This is a genomic window from Kordiimonas sp. (assembly GCF_965216265.1).
Lineage (GTDB): Bacteria > Pseudomonadota > Alphaproteobacteria > Sphingomonadales > Kordiimonadaceae > Kordiimonas.
Map to the genome: position 1 here is coordinate 2,799,540 of NZ_OZ244153.1, position 17,854 is coordinate 2,817,393.

At 56.7% G+C, this 17,854-nt stretch carries 19 protein-coding genes; 3 read left to right on the forward strand and 16 right to left on the reverse strand.

Features of this window, described 5'->3' with window-relative positions; genetic code table 11:
- Positions 1–19: 19 nt before the first annotated feature.
- Positions 20–922, reverse strand: coding sequence for a hydrogen peroxide-inducible genes activator (locus ACOOGA_RS13030; protein WP_420428854.1), 903 nt, complete (start codon positions 920–922; stop codon positions 20–22).
- On the opposite strand from ACOOGA_RS13030, the gene ACOOGA_RS13035 reads away from it, so the two are divergent.
- A complete protein-coding gene (locus ACOOGA_RS13035) occupies positions 910–1,263 on the forward strand; it encodes a hypothetical protein (protein WP_420428856.1) in 354 nt (117 codons plus the stop codon). The genes ACOOGA_RS13030 and ACOOGA_RS13035 overlap by 13 nt on opposite strands.
- A gap of 498 nt (positions 1,264–1,761) precedes the next feature.
- On the opposite strand, the gene ACOOGA_RS13040 is transcribed toward ACOOGA_RS13035, so the two are convergent.
- The 12 genes from ACOOGA_RS13040 to ACOOGA_RS13095 all read right to left on the reverse strand — a co-directional run bounded on the left by ACOOGA_RS13040 (position 1,762) and on the right by ACOOGA_RS13095 (position 13,848).
- Positions 1,762–2,742: a type II secretion system F family protein gene (locus ACOOGA_RS13040; RefSeq protein ID WP_420428858.1), complete on the reverse strand. Its 981-nt coding sequence runs from the start codon at positions 2,740–2,742 to the stop codon at positions 1,762–1,764.
- Between the two features lie 2 nt (positions 2,743–2,744).
- The gene (locus ACOOGA_RS13045; RefSeq protein ID WP_417459945.1) at positions 2,745–3,734 is read right to left on the reverse strand and encodes a type II secretion system F family protein; all 990 of its coding nucleotides are present in this window, start codon (positions 3,732–3,734) and stop codon (positions 2,745–2,747) included.
- On the reverse strand, positions 3,727–5,406 hold the full coding sequence (locus tag ACOOGA_RS13050) for a CpaF family protein (RefSeq protein ID WP_417459946.1): 1,680 nt from the start codon (positions 5,404–5,406) through the stop codon (positions 3,727–3,729). The genes ACOOGA_RS13045 and ACOOGA_RS13050 overlap by 8 nt, the downstream gene beginning before the upstream one ends.
- Positions 5,407–5,427: 21 nt before the next feature.
- Complete coding sequence (locus ACOOGA_RS13055; protein WP_417459947.1) at positions 5,428–6,645, reverse strand: AAA family ATPase; 1,218 nt, start codon at positions 6,643–6,645, stop codon at positions 5,428–5,430.
- A gap of 13 nt (positions 6,646–6,658) precedes the next feature.
- Positions 6,659–7,330, reverse strand: coding sequence for a CpaD family pilus assembly lipoprotein (locus tag ACOOGA_RS13060; RefSeq protein ID WP_420428860.1), 672 nt, complete (start codon positions 7,328–7,330; stop codon positions 6,659–6,661).
- A gap of 48 nt (positions 7,331–7,378) precedes the next feature.
- The gene (locus tag ACOOGA_RS13065; RefSeq protein ID WP_417459949.1) at positions 7,379–8,833 is read right to left on the reverse strand and encodes a type II and III secretion system protein family protein; all 1,455 of its coding nucleotides are present in this window, start codon (positions 8,831–8,833) and stop codon (positions 7,379–7,381) included.
- Positions 8,830–9,726, reverse strand: coding sequence for a Flp pilus assembly protein CpaB (gene cpaB, locus ACOOGA_RS13070; RefSeq protein ID WP_417459950.1), 897 nt, complete (start codon positions 9,724–9,726; stop codon positions 8,830–8,832). Before cpaB ends, ACOOGA_RS13065 begins: the two co-directional genes overlap by 4 nt.
- A 78-nt stretch (positions 9,727–9,804) precedes the next feature.
- Entirely contained in the window at positions 9,805–10,296 is a 492-nt protein-coding gene (locus ACOOGA_RS13075) for an A24 family peptidase (RefSeq protein WP_417459951.1), read from the reverse strand.
- A 123-nt stretch (positions 10,297–10,419) separates the two neighbouring features.
- The gene (locus tag ACOOGA_RS13080) at positions 10,420–10,614 is read right to left on the reverse strand and encodes a Flp family type IVb pilin (RefSeq protein WP_417459952.1); all 195 of its coding nucleotides are present in this window, start codon (positions 10,612–10,614) and stop codon (positions 10,420–10,422) included.
- A gap of 600 nt (positions 10,615–11,214) precedes the next feature.
- The gene (locus tag ACOOGA_RS13085; protein WP_417459953.1) at positions 11,215–11,793 is read right to left on the reverse strand and encodes a TadE/TadG family type IV pilus assembly protein; all 579 of its coding nucleotides are present in this window, start codon (positions 11,791–11,793) and stop codon (positions 11,215–11,217) included.
- Positions 11,780–12,349, reverse strand: coding sequence for a TadE/TadG family type IV pilus assembly protein (locus tag ACOOGA_RS13090; RefSeq protein ID WP_417459954.1), 570 nt, complete (start codon positions 12,347–12,349; stop codon positions 11,780–11,782). The genes ACOOGA_RS13085 and ACOOGA_RS13090 overlap by 14 nt, the downstream gene beginning before the upstream one ends.
- Positions 12,346–13,848, reverse strand: a complete 1,503-nt coding sequence (locus ACOOGA_RS13095) for a pilus assembly protein TadG-related protein (RefSeq protein ID WP_417459955.1) — start codon at positions 13,846–13,848, stop codon at positions 12,346–12,348. The genes ACOOGA_RS13090 and ACOOGA_RS13095 overlap by 4 nt, the downstream gene beginning before the upstream one ends.
- Positions 13,849–14,022: 174 nt before the next feature.
- On the opposite strand from ACOOGA_RS13095, the gene ACOOGA_RS13100 reads away from it, so the two are divergent.
- Positions 14,023–15,147, forward strand: coding sequence for an alpha/beta fold hydrolase (locus tag ACOOGA_RS13100; protein ID WP_417459956.1), 1,125 nt, complete (start codon positions 14,023–14,025; stop codon positions 15,145–15,147).
- Positions 15,148–15,173: 26 nt separating this feature from the next.
- On the opposite strand, the gene hisN is transcribed toward ACOOGA_RS13100, so the two are convergent.
- Positions 15,174–15,980, reverse strand: coding sequence for a histidinol-phosphatase (gene hisN, locus ACOOGA_RS13105; protein ID WP_417459957.1), 807 nt, complete (start codon positions 15,978–15,980; stop codon positions 15,174–15,176).
- A gap of 140 nt (positions 15,981–16,120) precedes the next feature.
- On the opposite strand from hisN, the gene ACOOGA_RS13110 reads away from it, so the two are divergent.
- A complete protein-coding gene (locus ACOOGA_RS13110; RefSeq protein WP_417459958.1) occupies positions 16,121–17,260 on the forward strand; it encodes an NAD(P)/FAD-dependent oxidoreductase in 1,140 nt (379 codons plus the stop codon).
- A 12-nt stretch (positions 17,261–17,272) separates the two neighbouring features.
- Here ACOOGA_RS13110 and ACOOGA_RS13115 read toward each other — a convergent pair whose 3' ends face one another.
- Positions 17,273–17,518, reverse strand: coding sequence for a GlsB/YeaQ/YmgE family stress response membrane protein (locus ACOOGA_RS13115; protein WP_417459959.1), 246 nt, complete (start codon positions 17,516–17,518; stop codon positions 17,273–17,275).
- Positions 17,519–17,529: 11 nt separating this feature from the next.
- Positions 17,530–17,736 (reverse strand): YqaE/Pmp3 family membrane protein, encoded by a 207-nt coding sequence (locus ACOOGA_RS13120; protein ID WP_417459960.1) that lies wholly within the window; start codon positions 17,734–17,736, stop codon positions 17,530–17,532.
- Positions 17,737–17,854 lie beyond the last annotated feature (118 nt).

Genomic DNA, 17,854 nt, shown 5'->3' on the forward strand with positions numbered 1-17,854 from the left:
GCGCGCATGGTATTCCCTCCTACCCGTGATGGTGCATGACGTCTTTGATGACGTTGCCGAGCGTTTCAAACGTTGCAGCGCGGGGGTTGGTTTTGCGCCATATCAGCCCGATGGTGCGGGTGGGGATCATGTCTTTGAAGCTGACGATATCAACCCGCGCCTTGTCGGCGAGCCCCGCCTCTACCGCCATGCCCGGCAACAGGGTGATACCGTGGCCTGCCGCAACCATTTGAATGATGGTGCCAAGGCTTGTGCCTGCCATCTCCCGCCGTGCGCCGCGGCCTACCAGCTGGCAGGCCTCTAGCGCGTGGTCCCTCAGGCAATGTCCTTCCTCAAGCAGCATCAGGCGGCTCTCGTCCAGGTCGGTGGTGTTGATGCGTTCACCCGGTGCTTGCCCGTGCGGGTAGGCCACCATGAAGGGGTCATGAAACAGCGGCATCTCCGCCACATCACCGCAGGCATAGGGAAGTGCAAACAGCACAAGGTCCAACTCGCCGGAGCGCACAAGCTCACAAAGCTCGGCTGACTTGTCTTCGCGCAAATGCAGTTCCAGGTCAGGCAGCCTTTCATGAATGGCAGGCATGATCCTGGGCAACAGGAACGGTGCAATAGTGGGGATAATGCCAAGGCGCACGATGCCCTTCAAAGGGTCCTTCGCGGCGGACGCCATGTCGGTCAGGTCATCAACGTCATTGAGGATAACCTGCGCACGGCGCACGACCTCTTCCCCGAGGGCGGTGAACATAACGCTCCGTTTGGTGCGTTCCACAAGCTGAGTGCCGAGAAGGCTTTCAAGTTCCTGCAGCCCGGCAGACAGGGTTGATTGTGTTACATGGCTGGCGTCTGCCGCTTTGCCAAAATGGTTAGTGCGGTGCAGCGCAACAAGGTAACGCAACTGTTTGAGGGTAGGTGGAAAGCTCATCGATAATCCCGATCACAGAATTCACTTCTATTTGTTGGATCGATGGTAATCATTCGGCGATAGTCATTCAACAGGAATTCACCGGCAATGCTTCCTCCCCCAAGGCATTGCCCTGTGCTTCGGCCTGTAACGATCGTGCATTGGTCCCCCTTTGCGCGGTTCGCGGTGACCAAACCGGCAACCCGATCCCCTTTGAGGTCATGTGCCTCATTGGAATGCCCAAGGGATATCTATCCGGGCTGGTCACCGCGATGCAAATTCAGAAGGGATTGTGGCGTTCGCAAAGCCTTCGACCAAAAATCAGCCCGCTGCCCGATTCTCGTCACAATTGGGCGGTCTGATACAAGCGGCCTCAAAGGTGCGAGATTTTCGCGCTCTTTCGGGCCGCTTTCTGTTTGTATTGTCCCATAGAGTTTACGCGTTCCGTACCGCTATATATGGCGTTCTCGGTGCAGGCTATCGGTAAATCTGGTGATGGGGCTGAGGTGAGCAGCAGGCAAAAAAATGGCCGGGTAAATACCCGGCCCGAGTCACGACAGCGAGGATAGTGCGGCGGCAGTCACGCACACCGCAATAGGAGTGAGCACGAACGAGTCGTGCCCTCTCGCCTGACTAAGAAACCAAATAACGGCCTTCTGGTCAATGCTTGTCTGATCACATTCCGCCAAACACCTGAAAAACAGCCAAAAAATCCCGTTGCAGTGCAATAAAAAGCATGAATTTGGGGCGTCGGTTATAGAACCTTTTACTGTAAAAAACCGTCAGTGGTCACACACGTCGTAGGTGATTCGCGACGCTTTAATGACAAAAGGCTCAGTTTTTGCCGATGAAAGCGTCCGCTACTTGCCGATGAAGTCGTCCGCTACTTTACAAGCGGCTGGTCCGATCAAGACAACAAAGAGCGTGGGCAAGATAAAGAGGATAAGCGGTACTGTCAGTGTGGCAGGAAGTCGCGCGGCTTTTTCTTCAGCTTTCATCAGCCGTTCGTTCCTGAATTCGGCGGACAAAACCCGGAGCGAAGAAGCAAGCGGTGTACCGTAGCGTTCGCTTTGAATAAGCGTCGTAACCACGCCCCTGAGCGCGGGCAGGTCCACCCGGTCTGAGAGATTGATAAGCGCCTGGCGCCGCTCTGGCAGGAAACCAAGCTCGATGGCGGCAAGCGAGAACTCGTCTGCCAGCTCGGGCGACGCCCGGCCCAGTTCCTTTGCGACCCTACCCAATGCACTATCAAGCGTCAGGCCTGCTTCAGCGCACACAACCAGAAGGTCAAGCGCGTCAGGTAGCGATTTACGGATCAGGTCTGTGCGTTTTTGTTTCACATTGGTGATGTAAATATCTGGCAGCTTCAGGCCGAGGAAGACCGCAACAACCGAATAGACAGGATACATCTGCTCATGCGTGGGCATGTATCTGAACCCATAGAAGAGTATCACCGCGATCAGGCCCACCAGCAGCGGCAGGGTGAGCCGCGCGACCTGATAGATCACCACGGCATCTGACGACCTGTACCCGGCCTGCAACAGGCTTGCGGATACTTTGGCGGTTTGTTCCTTCTGCAGGAGTTGCAGCTTGTCTGCCAGCGCCCGCATGCCGTTAACACCGTCCACCTTGCGCACGGGTGAGCGCCGCTTGGAGGTGGTCATCAGCCCGGCTTTGAGGGAATCACGCCGGTCCTGCAGCGATTTCACCCGGCCCTTCATGGGGTCACGCACCAGCGCGGTCTGGTAAACCGCCACCATCACAAGAAGGGCAACAGCACCCGCCGCGAAGGAGATAAGGTCGATGATCGGTATGCCGATGATATTTTCAATCTCATTCATGGCTATACCTCAAACTTGATCATGCGGGACATGATGAAAATGCCCAGTGACATCCATATGAGCGCGCCAATACCCGCCATGATCGCCTTTGGGTTGGTAAAGAGGATGATGCCGTAATCATAGTTCATCGTCATGATGGCGCCGAGCATGATGAACGGCAGAAGGCCGACAATCCAGGCGCTTGCCTTGGCTTCGGACGACATGGCTTTCACCTTCAATTTCATGGCCTGCCGCTGGCGCAGGATGTTGGAGAGGTTGCCAAGGGTCTCGCCCAGGTTACCGCCGGTTTCCCGCTGCACCACGAGCGAGATCACAAAAAACTTGAAGTCTGCGGTGTCCAGCCGGTCTGCGGTTTCCCAAAGTGCTTCCTCAAGCTGTTTGCCGAGGCGCATGGCGTCTGTGATCTTGCGGAACTCAACGCCCGTGGGTTCCGGCAGTTCCGTTGCCACGTTGGCGATGCATTCGTTCACCGGCAGGCCTGATTTGAGGCCACGCACCATCAGGTCCATCGCTTCCGGGAACTGTTTGGTAAACTTGTCCTTGCGGGCGGCCATACGGTTTGAAACCCACACATGCGGCAGGCCAATGCCTGCGATAACACCAATGGCCAGCGCGAGCATCACCCCGAAACCTGCAAGGAAAAGCGTGAGCGCCGAGAAGGCCGCGAGCCCGAGGCAAATGGTGGCGTAGCGCGACAGTTCCATCGCGAGGCCAGCCTGTCCAAGGCGGTTTTTGATCTGGTCACGTCGGGGCAGCAGGTCCGAGAGCATACCGGCAAGCCCGGTTTGTTCCTGATTGACCCGGATCGACCGGCTGCCTTCGCCCTTCAGGATAGTTTTCTGGTCAAAGCGGGCTTTGAAACGCTCAAGCTTGGCGCGGGTTTCCTTGCGGCCCTTGCTTAGGGTGTTTGAAAGAACGATCATCACGATCAGCAAAACAAACACGGCACCGCCGCCCGCGAGAAGGATGATGTCAAGGTTTGTATCACCCATTCATGGCCTCCATCAGCGCGCGTTCCAGCCCGAAATATTCTGCCTTGGTGAGGAAGTGTGGCCTCACGCCTGTTGAGTTGAAGCTGCCAACCAGACGGCCGCTTTCATCCTCGCCGGTAAATTCAAATTTGAACAGGTCCTGCGTGGTGATCACGTCGCCTTCCATGCCTACAACCTCGGTGACATGGGTGGTGCGGCGGCCACCGTCGCGCATGCGCTGTACCTGCACAATCAGGTCAAGAGACGCTGATACCTGCTCACGGATAGCTTTGGCGGGCAAATGCAGCCCCGCCATGTTGACCATATTCTCCAGCCGGGTCAGCGCCTCACGCGGCCTGTTGGCGTGGATGGTGCCCATGGAGCCGTCGTGGCCCGTGTTCATGGCTTGCAGCATGTCAATTGCTTCACCGCCCCTGATCTCACCGAGGATGATACGGTCTGGCCGCATACGAAGGGCGTTTTTCACCAAGTCACGCATGGTAACCTCGCCGCCGCCCTCAAGGTTTGCGGGGCGGGTCTCGAGGCGCACCACATGGGGCTGCTGCAGTTGCAGCTCAGCCGCATCCTCGATGGTGACAACGCGTTCGCCCTTGTCAATCATGCGGGAAAGTGCGTTCAGCATCGTGGTTTTACCGGACCCTGTACCGCCTGAGATAAGGATATTGAGACGGCAGGCGCCTGCAATTTTCAATAACTTCGCGAGAGGCGGTGTGATGGAGCCAAACTCGAGCATCTTGTCGAGGGTGATCTTGTCTTTGGTGAACTTCCGTATGGAGATAGACGCACCATCAATGGCCAGCGGCGGTGCAATAACGTTCACGCGGCTACCGTCTGCAAGGCGTGCGTCACAGATGGGCGAGCTTTCATCCACGCGCCGCCCCACGGCGGTCACGATACGCTGCGCCACGTTCATCAAATGCTGATTGTCACGGAAGTGTACGTCCGTCAGGCTGATGCGGCCTTTTTGCTCCACATAAACCTGGTTGGGGCCGTTGACCATGATGTCTGAGATGGTGTCGTCCGCCAGCAAGGGCTCAAGCGGGCCAAGGCCCAGCATGTCGTCAAGGAGCAGGGACACAAGGTCACGTTGTTCCGTGAGGTTCAGGTTGATCTTTTCCTGAACCAAGAGTTCACCCACCACTTCACCAACCTGGTCGGCCAGTTCAGGGCGCGGCAGGTCTGCCGCTGCCGTGGGGTCGATGTGCTCCATCAGGAGGACCTGAATACGGTCGCGAGCCTCAAACAGCGTCTTTTTGTTGGCGTCCTGCTTCTTCGGTGTCGAGGCCGAGCTGTCGCCGATAGGGCCGATGTTCTCTTCCGCTTCATTGAGCAGATAGGTCTCAAGATCCTTCTGTTCCTGCGGGCTGAGGGTGCCGTTTTCCTCTTCCAGAATGCCGACGATCATGGAACCGATTTTTTTGACCACTTCGCCTTTGGTGGCCATGCGCAGCTCATCTGCAGTGAAGTGATCCTTGAGCCGCTCGTCACCAATTTCTGCGATACGATCGATGAAATCGGTGGGGGCTGATTGTTCATTGGCCGGGCGTGGGGAGAGAGCTTGCTGGGGGGCGCCTATAAGCGGCTTGGGAACGGCAGCAGTGCTGCCCCGGCCAAAGCTTCCGCCCGCCCGTTGTGGTCCTTGCCGTTTTTTTCCAAAGCCTGTCGGTTTCATGTGCCTGATACTATCCCGCCGTTACTTACCCAACAGTTTACCAAACCATGATTTTTTACTGTCACCGATGGTGTCATCCGAGGTGACGGTGCGAAGCAGCGTCAGGTAAGCATCCGAAATCTTGCTTCTGGGGGCTTCCTCACAAATGACGACGCCTTTTTGGGTGGCCGCCATCATGGCTTTCACATCAAAAGGAACCTTCACATCAACAGCGTGCTCGATGGAGTTTTCAAAGTCTTTCTCGTCCACCTCATTAGGGACCATACCGACCTTGTTGGCTGCGACATAAACGTCAGCGCTGGGCGCGATCTGTTTGATGTGCGCCAGAAGGCGAATACAGTCTCGCGCAGAGGTGAGGGAGAAGTCTGTCACCACGATGATATCCGTGGCGGACTTGAGCACATCCACGTGTGAGCCCATAAGTTGGCGCGGTACATCCACCACAACACAGTCGAAGTTTTCACCTAGTGCATCCACCAGCTGTTCGAGCGCGCCGTCTGCCGGGTCGCTCATGCCGCCAATTGGTGCTTCGCAGCCAAGGATGGAAAGTTTCTCATGGGGTTTTACCACGGCCCGCTCAAGGAAAAGGCCATCAACCCTGCGGGGGTTGTCAAGCGCGTCTGAAAGTCCACGACCGGGTTCAAGGTCAAACTGCATGGCAGAGGTGCCGAAAAACAGGTCAAGGTCCAGAAGCGCAGTTTTCTTGCCTTGGTCAGCAAAAAGCCAGGCCATGTTGGCAACCAGCGTGCTGGCGCCAATACCGCCTCGAACGCCCACGCAAACAATCTGCCGTGCGTCTGTCTTGGGGCCTTGCTCCTCAACCTCTTCTTCAACAAAGATCGCGTTTTCCGCCGCCACAACAGCGCTGTGAAGCACTTCTGCGGTGAGGGGTTTGACAAGATAGTCATGCACGCCCGCATGCAACAGGTCGCGGTAGAGTGTTACGTCATTAAGCGTGCCAAGCGCCAGCACGACCGTGCCGGGTTCACACACGTCGGCGAGCGACTGCATGTCTGCGCGAGGGTCCTCGCTGTCGGACAGGTCGACAATCAGAAACTCAGGGCAGGGCATGCCGCCGAGCGCACGGACCGCACCGGCAACGCCGCCAGAGAAAATCATGTCCGGGTCCCAACCACGTTCAGTAATGACGGGGTGCAGGATTTGGGATGAAAGCTCATCGCAGATGAACGCGGCGTATGTCTCGCGCTGATCCAGCTTTACTGCAGATGCGGATGCCATCTCTCACGCCTCCCTAGTTATTGCCTTGCACAGGCGCGCCTGGCGTGGGAAGGGGCTGTGTGACAGGCGGCATGCCGTCGATCGAGAGGGTCATGGTTGGCCCGGTGGACTGCGGTGTGGGCGTATAGAGCGCGCCAACCGCTGCGGCCGTTGAGTTGCCACCATTTTCACCCGCGATCAAATCACGCGGGTTGGCCACCATCATGCCCAGGTTCGAGGTCACCGCGCAGCCAAAATAGCTGCTGGTATTGTTGCGGGTGTTGTTGCTGGCCTCGCTCGGCCAGCCGCCACAGGCCGGCGGGGTCACGATATAGCGTTCCACATAGAGGTTGATGGTGCCGGGCTGCGGTTCTGCACCAAGAGGGGCTTCACCTGCATACACAAGGCCGCGCTTTTTGAGGAAAGCAGCGACCGCGTCACGGCGGTTGGGAGAGCTTGCGCTATCCAGCATGATGATATCGCCGTGGCCCGCGTTAACGCTGGCGAGGAAAGCCCCAAGGGCCGCGAATGTTGCGTTTGAAGGCGTGTCGGTGCCGTCATCTTCCGCCATGATGGTGTGGTCGAGCCGCACCATAGTGACAGCGTTGCGGTTCACGGTTTCGCCCAGTGTTGGCTCAACCACATTGTCGTGCATGCACGCGGTTGTGGTGAGAAGCGAGAGGCTGATGGCAAGTGGCTTCAACATAGTGGCCACAGAATTTGCATGAAGGTTTTTCATCGTTCGGGCCTTTCCTTAGTCGAGTTGGAAGCCAGCGCGCTTCTTCAGGGAAGCGCCGTCGGCGTTATCTAGGGTGGAAGCCACATCCGGCTCGGTTGGTACCCAGCGGCGGCCATTGAGGAACCGGTCCATATCCGTTGGGGCGACAAATTTGTCTGTTGGCAGCACAAGCTGGCGGTCAGACACCGGGCGCACGATATAAGGGGTTACAACGATCAGAAGTTCGGTTTCCTCGCGGCGGAACTTCTCGGACCGGAACAGCGCACCAAGGATAGGAATGTCGCCAAGGCCGGGGAATTTGTCCGAATCTTCCACCACATTGTTCTGCAACAGCCCTGCGATCGCGAAGGATTGGCCGGAGCCCAGCTCAACCGTTGTTTCCGCGCGGCGGGTGCTGATGGATGGCACGCTGATGCCTTCAACGCGGATTGCTCCGGCGGATGACAAATCACTGACCTCAGGGCGCACCCGCATGGAAATGCGGCCTGTGTTCATCACCGTGGGGGTAAACTCAAGCTGCACACCAAACTCGCGGTACTGGATGCCGAGGCCGTCCCGGCTTGGGACCGGAATGGGGAACTCACCACCCGCGAGGAAATTGGCTGTCTGGCCTGTGAGCGCGGTGAGGTTCGGCTCCGCCAGCACACGCAGGAAACCCTCCTGGTCAAGCGCGTCAATCGCCCAGTTCAGGTCAAGCCCGCCGCCGCCTACGCTACCCATAAGGCTGAAGGCATCTGCGGCCGGATTGAAGACCTTGGTGGGCAGTTCCGTAACCGGGTCGAGGATAATGTCTGCAACGTTACGGGTCTGAAACAACCCAAAGCCTACGTCGCCTGTGCCGTATAGCCCTTCCCATGCGAAGCCAAGCTGCTTGACCACGCTGCGGGAAACTTCTGCAATACGTACACGCAGGTTCACCTGTGTTGGTTGGGTCACGTTCAGGCTGTTCATCACCTGGTCTGTGCCAAGCACGGTATGGGCCAGCCGCTCTGCCAGTGCGGCCTCATCGGGCCCACCCACGTTGCCTTGCAATACGACAAGACGACCAAGCGTGGTAACCTCGATGGGCACACCGGGCAGCATGCGGTCGAACGCCGTGCGCAGCGCAGTCAAATTCCGTGTTACCTGGACGGTTGAGCTGTAGATTGTATTGTCTTCGCTATCGAGCGCATAGAAGGTGGTTTCGCCCTGTGCCTTGCCAAAGATATAGACAATGCGCGCAGATTTGACCTGAACGTCCGCAACCTCGGGGTTTGCGATGAAAATCTCGCTTGCAGGACGATCAAGCCGGATAAGCGTGCCCTTGCTCACCTCGATAGCGAGGTTCTTGTCCGTAGCCGCCATGAGGCTCGCACCGTCAACATCGGTGAGCGCATCCGCGCCTGCAGGCACCAGTGCCGCACCAAGGCCGAAGCACAGGGTCAGGCCCATGGCCGCGCGGTGCATCATGTGTGGGAGTTGCCTGATCATTTCTCGGATTCCTCTTTGGTGCGGCCGAGCGTGACAACAGAACTAACGCTGCCGCGTGCAACCCGAAGCGTTGCCCCCTTCTCGGCGTCCATCGCCGGGATAAATTCGCTGATCTCATCGCCCATTGTGTGGGAAAGCGTACGGTCAACCGGAGGGCTTTCCGGGTCCGCCGGCAGGCCGTCTGCGCCGTGCGCAAGGCTTCTGAGACTGAGGGAAAGCGAGCCGATATTCTCCAGCATCGCGACCTTTTCCGCCATTTTTGGCGTGACCTCGATGGTTGCGGTTTTTGCAACACGGACCTGATCGCCGGTGGCTGCTGTGCGCTGGTCAACACCCAGCACCCGCACGTTCTGGAACACGGTTTCAGAGATATTATAGCGCTCAGTGCGGGATACCTCGACCGCGTGGGTCAGGATCACATCGACACGGTCACCGGGGAAAATGAAACCGCCTATGCCTGAGGTGGCTGATACCTTGATGGTGGTTGCCCGCATGCCGGGAGTAAGGATAGCCGCAAGGAAGCCGCGCTCGCCCTGGGATACAAGGGCTGTACGGGTAACGGGTTCACCAGCCGAGATGGGGCTGCGCACCACCTTGCCAGCGAGGCCTTTCGGGGTCTCTGCTTTCTGTTCCTTGGTGTTGCGAGAGGAATAATAAGCCTCCGTCACACCAGCTTCAGGCCAGGGCTGCCATTTGACATCCTCAGGCTTGATGATGGTGCCAACAGGTAGCTTGCGTGCCGCTACCATGATTTTGGCTGTAGCCACCTCTTGCCGTGCAACCTGCGCGGTTTGCTGACTTTGTATGCCGCCCAAGTAGCTTCTGGTGAGGAAAACCACCACCATAACGCCAACACCGGCGAGAACGATAAGGATCAGACTTCTGGGGTTCATTGCTGCCCCTCCTGGCTTCCAAGTTGCCTACCCAAGGCGTGTGGGTCACGCGCACAAGGGTTAAAAAACTGTCTTAGTTCAGGCAGAAACCGCAGAAATCCTGTGCATACAGACCCAAAGACCACCGGCCATGATGGCAGCCCCGTAGGGGACTTTCATCAGGTTTGGTGACGGCTCTTTCTCAAACCGTTGCCAAACCAGCATGACTGCGGCAATCAGGCCGCCAAATACCGCGGTATAGAGCACAAACGGGAGGGCAAAAGAGGGCCCGGCCATCAGTGCCACAGCGGCCAGAAGCTTTACATCACCGCCTCCCATCAGCCCGGCGGCAAAAGCGCCAAGCCCGACAAGGAAGACAAAAAGCCCCGTTGCAAGCGGCCAGACAAGTGCACTCATAACGTCCACACCCGCCACCAGTCTTGTTATGGCTGCCACCACAAACAAGCCGACAATAAAAAGCGAAAGCCAGTTGGCGATCCGCCGGGTGCGTATATCGCTGATCGCTGCGGTCAAAAGAGCGCCCGCAAGAGCGATATAAGTGCCTGTCTCAATTATGAATGCTGCCTGCATTTTTCTGTGCCTGAGATCTGAAATTAGGATTACCTGGTCCTGCGTTTCAGTAAAAAAGCCGCCGGAAAAATCGTCCCCCGACGGCTTTTTGATAAGCTTCAGCTTATAGACCTTTAAGGCCTATTAAGATGGCTCTGCTTCCGGATCGCCTGCAGTATCAACGGCGTCGCCAACTTCCTCGAACTTCGTGGAAAGATCATCGCCCAGAGTGTTGAGGGCTGTAATCAGTGCGATTGCGATCAGAGCGGCGATAAGACCATATTCAATGGCGGTAGCGCCTTCTTCATCACGACGGAATTTAGTAAGTAGTTTCATCATTGGTTTTCTCCAGCTGCCAAGATTGGATGTCCTACTTATAGGCCCACACCCCTAAATAAAAAGTTAACGAGGAACCTGAAAAACCTTTTATTTACAAATACTTAGTGTAAAATATCAGGTAAATTTACATCAAATTTTAACCAGTGTTCAACGCCTTGAATCCACAAGGAGATTCGGGCCTGGCAAGGTGCGGTACAGGCCTCATTAAAGCGACTTTCAACTGATTTTGGGCTAGATGCGGGCATGGGGATCGCGCATAACACGCATTTTTTCGCGCCGAAAAAAGCGGAAAATGTTTAAAATTTCGGCCTTTTTCATCAATGAAAGCCGATTCCTTTTGCGAATTTAGCCAAAATACGGGTGATTCTCCGGGGCGTAAGGGCCCGAGTCTCAGGGGGTGAGCAAGAGGGTGTGGCAAAACTGTGCGTGAATGTGCGGCGTGGGTGTGGCGGCTTTGAAGTGGTATTTGAGGCATAGCCTCGGTCCAGCCTCGAGAAGTGTGGCGGAGCGGGTGCCCCAGGGTTGCATTGCTTGCTTTCAGGGTTCCATGGTCGCCCTCAGGGCTCCATTACCTACCTTGGTAGGGCTCTATTCCTGCCCTTAGGGTTCCATTTCCTGCAAAGAGCCGATACGCGGCCGGAAGAAAGATGCCTTCCTGATCGTGCGCGCGGGGATAAAGTCGAAGATGAGTGGCTCATACTCATAATATATTTCGGTCGCCAGAATGGTTTCATCATCCCGGAGCGTAAGCCCGTCCGGTAGCGTGACCGGGTCACCTTCCGCACCAAATTCGCTATCGGCGGACAGCGTGCCACCGCCATTTCGTTGCCAGAAGACAGACGCAACAATATCCTCTGTCTGGCTGATGGCGGAAACAATGGTGACAGAGCGCTCGTTGGTGGGGAAAGGGGTCAATATCTGCGGGACGGCTTCAAAGATATCGTCGATCACATCTTCCGATATGGTTTCATCCCGCGTGACAAGATCAGCGATCGAGACCACCGTATGCTGCAGCTTCAAGGTCATCAGCAGATAGTTTCCCACCTCCACCGTGCCAATAAAAAAAACGAGATAGATGGGGGCCGAAAGCGCAAGCTCGGTGAGGATAGAGCCGCGCTGGTCTCCAGCCAATCTGCGCGTCGTGCGTTCAAGGCGCTTGATAAACTTAATAAGGCTCATTGCGCACCGCCACTGTTGCCGAGAGGTTTACCTGGCGCGTCGCCCAGTCAAACAGGCCTGTCATGCTGGGGGCTGCGTAGCTCACGCGGTAAAGCACAATATCCCCGGCTTCCCCAAGGCCTGCGGTTGCCATGTCGTCATCCCACTGGCCGTTACCGTTCACATCCGTGAAAGGCTCGCCAAACTCGTAAGACCCGCTCTCGTTCTGGTCCGTATAGGGTTCTGGTTCGCCAATATCGCCAAACTGCTCATACACCAGCGTCTCGATCTGCACCGCATCCATATCAACCCGGCCAAAGGTTTGTTCGGCGATAATCTCTCGCACCTGCTCTTCGCGGGTGGAGCCTTCGTCAATAGACCCGGTGATGCCGAAGCGTGACGCTCGCAGTACAGAGTTCTCAAGCGATGCGGCCACGAAGTAAATATTGGTAACCTCAAGCACACCCACAATCATGGCCAATAGGAGCGGTAGACCGAGTGCGGCTTCAACAGCCGCCGCGCCATCTTCACGCCCCTTAACCTTGCGTAAAAGCCGTATGCCTGCCCGCACCATCATTTAGAAAGCCTGAGGTTGGAGAGCTGCCGCCCGATCTCCTCAAACGCTTCAGTGAGCGAATCTGCCGTTGGCGCATGATAATAAAACGCTGGGTTCGAGGCGCAGGCCGCGTAAGCATCCTGGGTGTTCTCGTCCGGTGTTGAGCCGAAGGTGATGGTGTAAAGCAGAATACCGTCATTCTTGATATTGTGACAGATGCGGTCAAAGCGGTCGTCAAACTCATCGCGCGCGTCATAGATGTTTGAGAACCCAAAATCGTGCAGGCGACCAAAAGCGGTATAGTCGGAACCACCAAGCTGACTGTCTTGACTGATCAGCTCATTCACACCGTCGGTCAGCATCACGATCACCTTGTCCATATAAGGTGTGTCGTGATCAAGCGGCAGGGTTGCCGGGCTGCCGGTCCAGAAACCGCGCCAACGGGGTGATATCACCCGCCAGCCCCATACAAGGCCGTAGTTGGCCGCCGTGCCGCCAAAGCTCCAGGGCTCCATCACATCAATAGCGTCGAGCAGTTTGGTCTTTTCCGCCACCAGCGGGGTGATCTCGCTCGCGCAGCCCCGGTTGGGCCCCAGGGCATCGCCGCTGTCGTTCACTTCATCAATCGTTACTGCGCCGGTGCTGTCATTGATCCAGTTGTTATCCTTGTCGACCTTTTGCCAGTTGCCGCGCCAATCCTTTTTCCAGTAGGGGTCTGTATCGGCCCAATAGAAGGGCTCAAAGGGGGCTTCATCAGGGGGGGTGTCTGTCTCATCTTCCCCGCCTGCGCGGGCTTCAAGGCAGCCTTTCCATTCGGTGCCATAATACTCATTGTCCACGCGCGTTTTCCCGGCTTCGGAAAGCCAGTCATCATGCGCGTTGCCCACATTTACGTGGGTGATATAGGGCACCACACCTGCCCACAGGTTGGTGTTGGTTTCGTCGTCGCCATAAACAATGTTGATCAGGTTGGTGGCGGCGGCCTTCATGGTGCCAATCTTGTTATCCCAGCGCATTGAGCCGGTATTGTCCATCACCAGTACCAGCTCCATACCGCGGGTTTCGCGGCTTACCTCTGTGCTGGCGCTTACTGTAATCTCACCAAAACCAAACAGCCGCATGAAGGTTGCCTCAACGGTAGCCGTGGCTGATAGCGTGATCAGTTCCTGATCGTCGCTTATGTCCACAACCATTTGGCTGCTGGTTGCTACATTGGAGATGGAGGCCACGTTGGCGTTGAAAAACTCATGGGCATCCGCTTCCATGGTATCAACAGACATGGCGTGCCCGGCTGCCAGCCCGGCACTGTCGAGCGATTTTTGAAGCACGTCTTTCACGTGATACATGCGCGCGCCGTCTATGGCCACACCGGCAGCGCCGGTGAGCATCAGTACGCTACCCGCAATCGCGGGCATGAAACCGCCGCGTTCGTCTTTGGAAAAGGCGCTGACCGCTGATTTCACGGCTCGCCACTTTAACCCACGTGCCATGGCACTGCGGGATTTGAGTTGATGTTTCATGGTTCGGTTGCCTGAGTTTGTTCAGGGTAGTATCGCGCCATGAATTTGAAAAACCGTAAACAGATGCAGGCAATTTTAGCAAAACTGGTGGGGTCACGCCTCACTTTTGCCTTGTGCGCTGGCGTTAATGGTGTCTACCTTTTGAGCCAGAGGAAGTAAGGGATATCAGGGCAGATGAGTGAAAAAGAAGCTGCGCTTGACGAGAAAGCGCAAGAGACGACAGGCGAAGAACAGGCAACCGTAGCGGCAGGAACGTCGTCTGGTGCGTCATCGGGCGCATCGCCAAGCGGCCGTCCAGGCCCGGCTTTCATGGCGTTCGCCAAGCAGCATCGCCGCGAGGTGCCGGAAGACTCGGTTTTCAACTATTTCACCTCAAGCGATGGCGAGCAGATACGCTACGCGCGCTTTCCGGCCAGCAAGGTGATTGAGCCCAAAGGCACGATTATTTTCATGCCCGGCCGCACCGAATTTATCGAAAAATTCCTGGAAGATGTACATATCTTCAACCAGATGGGCTTCGCCTGCGCGGCGATGGACCTTCGTGGGCAGGGCATGTCGTATCGCCCGCACCCGAACCGCGACAAACATTTTGTAAAGTCGTTTGATCCGCATATGGAAGATGTGCATCAGCTGTTCAAACAAAAGCTGGTGGGCAAGATGCCCAAACCTTTCATTTTGATGGGCCATTCTGCCGGTAGCCACGTGATCCTGCGGTTCCTGCATGATTTCCCCGGCTTGGCAGATGCGGCCATCACCGTGGCGCCTATGGTGAAAATTTTTACCGGTGGTTTGCCCAAGTTTATTGTGAACGGCCTGCCGATGCTGATGCGCGCCCTTGGGCGCGGTGCGGGTTATATCCCTGGCCACACAGCCTTCAAGGAAGGACGCTGGGGATGGCGCAAGAAGCTCACCCATGATGATGAACGCTTCAAGGATGAAGATTATTTCATTCAGGAAAAAGACCGCCGTTTGGCGGTTGGCGGTGCCACCTATCGCTGGCTGCACGAGGCGATCAAATCCTGCGACAAGCTGAATGAGCCCGGTTACCCGGAAGCGATCAAAACCCCGGTTCTGATGCTTCAGGCCGAGAAGGACCGCATTGTTGATAATGATGCGCAAACCGCGTTTGCCGCCCGGCTGCCGCATGGCCGCCTTGTGGTCATCAAAGGCGCGATGCATGAGATCTTGAAAGAAACTGACGAGATCAGGGCCGAGCTTTGGGAAGCTATTGCTGAATTTATCGACCTTGAAAACGGGCCTGATTTTGGCCCGTTCGTGAAAGCCAGTGAGGGCAAATAGCCCTCCAATAGCCCCCAAAAAAACTCCTAAGGGTTTTGGGGAACACCCTTCAGGATCGGCAAAACTTCATCAAGGAGCGCCGGGTCGCCAACAGCGAGCAACCGCCCGCAGTCACCCGGTGCGCCACCTTCCCAATTGGTGGCGCTGCCGCCTGCACCGCGCAGGACAGGGATAAGCGCCATCATATCATAGGGCTTGAGGCCGGATTCGATCACCAGGTCCATATGCCCGGCAGACACAACCGCATAAGCATAACAGTCAAGCCCGTAGCGGTTCAGCTTTGACCGCTTGAGGATTTCATCAAACGCCGGGCGCTCATGGTTTTGGAAAAGCGCACTGTCTGTGGTTGAGATTGTCGCTTCATCAAGGCTTTTGCACGAGCGTGTGGTGATAGGCTCACCATTGAGGCTCGCACCACCTGGCCAGCCAAGGTAACGTTCACGAATATAAGGTTGGTCGATCACACCGATGATAGGCACACCGTTATGCCTGAGGCCGATAAGCGTACCCCATGAGGGCAAGCCGGAGATGAAAGCGCGGGTGCCGTCCACCGGGTCCAGCACCCATTCAAACGGGCCGTCGGTTTTCTTGATGCCGAACTCTTCGCCAAAAATGCCGTGGTCCGGGTAGTGGGCTTCAATCAGCGCGCGGATGGCTTCCTCCGCCCCTTGATCAGCTTTGGTGACAGGGTCGAAGCCTGCACCTTTGTCCTTGTCGGTCACCGGAATGGTTTTCTTGAAATATTTCAGGGTGACCGCTGCTGCGGCATCGGCAAGCTCGCAGGCGAAAGCTTTTAAGGTTTCGATTTCCTGTGGGCTGATGGATGATGTCACGGCTTGTCCCCTTGAAGCGTCTGGCATTTGATGCGTTTAGAAATTGTTTTCTGTGCGCGCAATGATTTTACCGACCGGTGCCTTGCCATTGCGCTCACTTTAGATCACATATTGCGCAAGCATGAGCAACGGGAACTGTGATGACCGAGACGGATTTTTTGATCATTGGGGCTGGAATAGCGGGGGCCGGTATCGCCTACCGGCTGGCCCCGCATGGTCGTGTGCTCATGATGGATATGGAAGAGCAGGCCGGATACCACACCACGGGCCGCTCCGCCGCCTTTTATGCGGAAACCTATGGCGGGCCGAAGTTGCAGCCGCTCACCACAGCGTCAAAAGCGTTTTTGCGTCGGCCGCCGGAAGGTTTCACGGACACCCCCCTCATTAATCCCATGGGGGCGATTCATATTTTCCGGGAAGACCAGCGCGCGGCAGCGGAGCAAACTTTCAAAAGCCTTGTGGCCATTGAGGGTGTGCGCCTGATCACCCGCGCGGAAGTGCTGAGGCGCGCGCCCTATCTGGACGGCACCGCCATCGCAGGCGGCATCTGGGACCCGGACTGCGGCAACCTGGACGTAGCCGCGCTGCACCAAGGCTACCTGCGCGCCGCCAAAAAAGCAGGCGCTGACATTACCCTAGGTGGCAGGCTTGAAGCCGCCGCCTATGACGGCCAGCGCTGGCATGTGAAAACCAGTACGGGCCAGATCAAGGCAAAATATCTGGTGAACTCAGCAGGCGCATGGGCTGATGAAGTGGCACGGCGCGCAGGCGTGCACCCGCTCTCACTTGAGCCGCTCAGGCGGACGATCATCACCATCCCTGCACCTGAAGGGCGGCCATTTGACAAGCATGGCCCGTTGATTGTGGATGCGGATGAGGATTTCTATTTCAAGCCGGAGGGGGAGGGTTATCTCATCTCCCCGGCGGATGAGAGCCTGAGCGTGCCGTGTGATGCACAGCCCGAGATGGAAGACGTTGCCATGGCCGCGAGCTATTTTGAGGGTGCGACCGCAAGCACGGTTTCGCGCATTGAGGCCAAATGGGCGGGCTTGCGCACCTTCGCGCGCGACAAGGCCCCGGTTGTGGGCTTCGCGCACGATAACCCGGCGTTTTTCTGGAACGCAGGGCAAGGCGGGTACGGTATCCAGACCTCGCCTGCATGGTCAGACATGGCGGCGCACCTGCTGCTGGGGGGCGCGCTGCCCGCTTACCTCACCCGTGTGGGGGTGCAGGCTTCTGTCTACACGCCCGCGCGGTTTGGTAAACTGGCGGCAGAATAGGCGGCCTGCCTGTTACCGGTGCCGCCTGCGCCGGGTTTCCCCAAACACATAAACAAGGATCACGGCGCCCACGACGCCCGCGATAATGTCCCCAATAAGCCCGGTTGGGCCAAGGCCGATCATGCCGAACAGAAACCGCCCGACAATGCCGCCAAAGATACCAAGCACAATGTTGCCAATGGCGCCGAAACCTTCCCCGCGCATGATATGCCCGGTGAGGAAGCCCACAAGGGCTCCCAGAATAATTGTACTGATCATGATATTCCCCCCTAGTACCTGCTATAGCGGCGGCCGTACTCAAGCTCGCGCCTCAGTTCGTCGTTGCGATACTGGCTGAGCGAATAGATCGCCCAGATAGCTGCCACAGGCCACCCAATGATGGTGAGCCACAAAAAGGCGTTCATCAGCCCCTGAAAGGGCCGGTTGATGGTAAAGAATACCAGGGGTGGAAAGATAATGGCCAAGATCAGGCGCATTTGCTTCTCCTATTTCCTCGCTAAGTCGTCATGTTTATTTGTTTTATAAATATAGATGTGGGAACGCCCGGCCTGCGTTTCAAGATTTTGGCGGAGGATTAGGCATGCGGCATTTTTT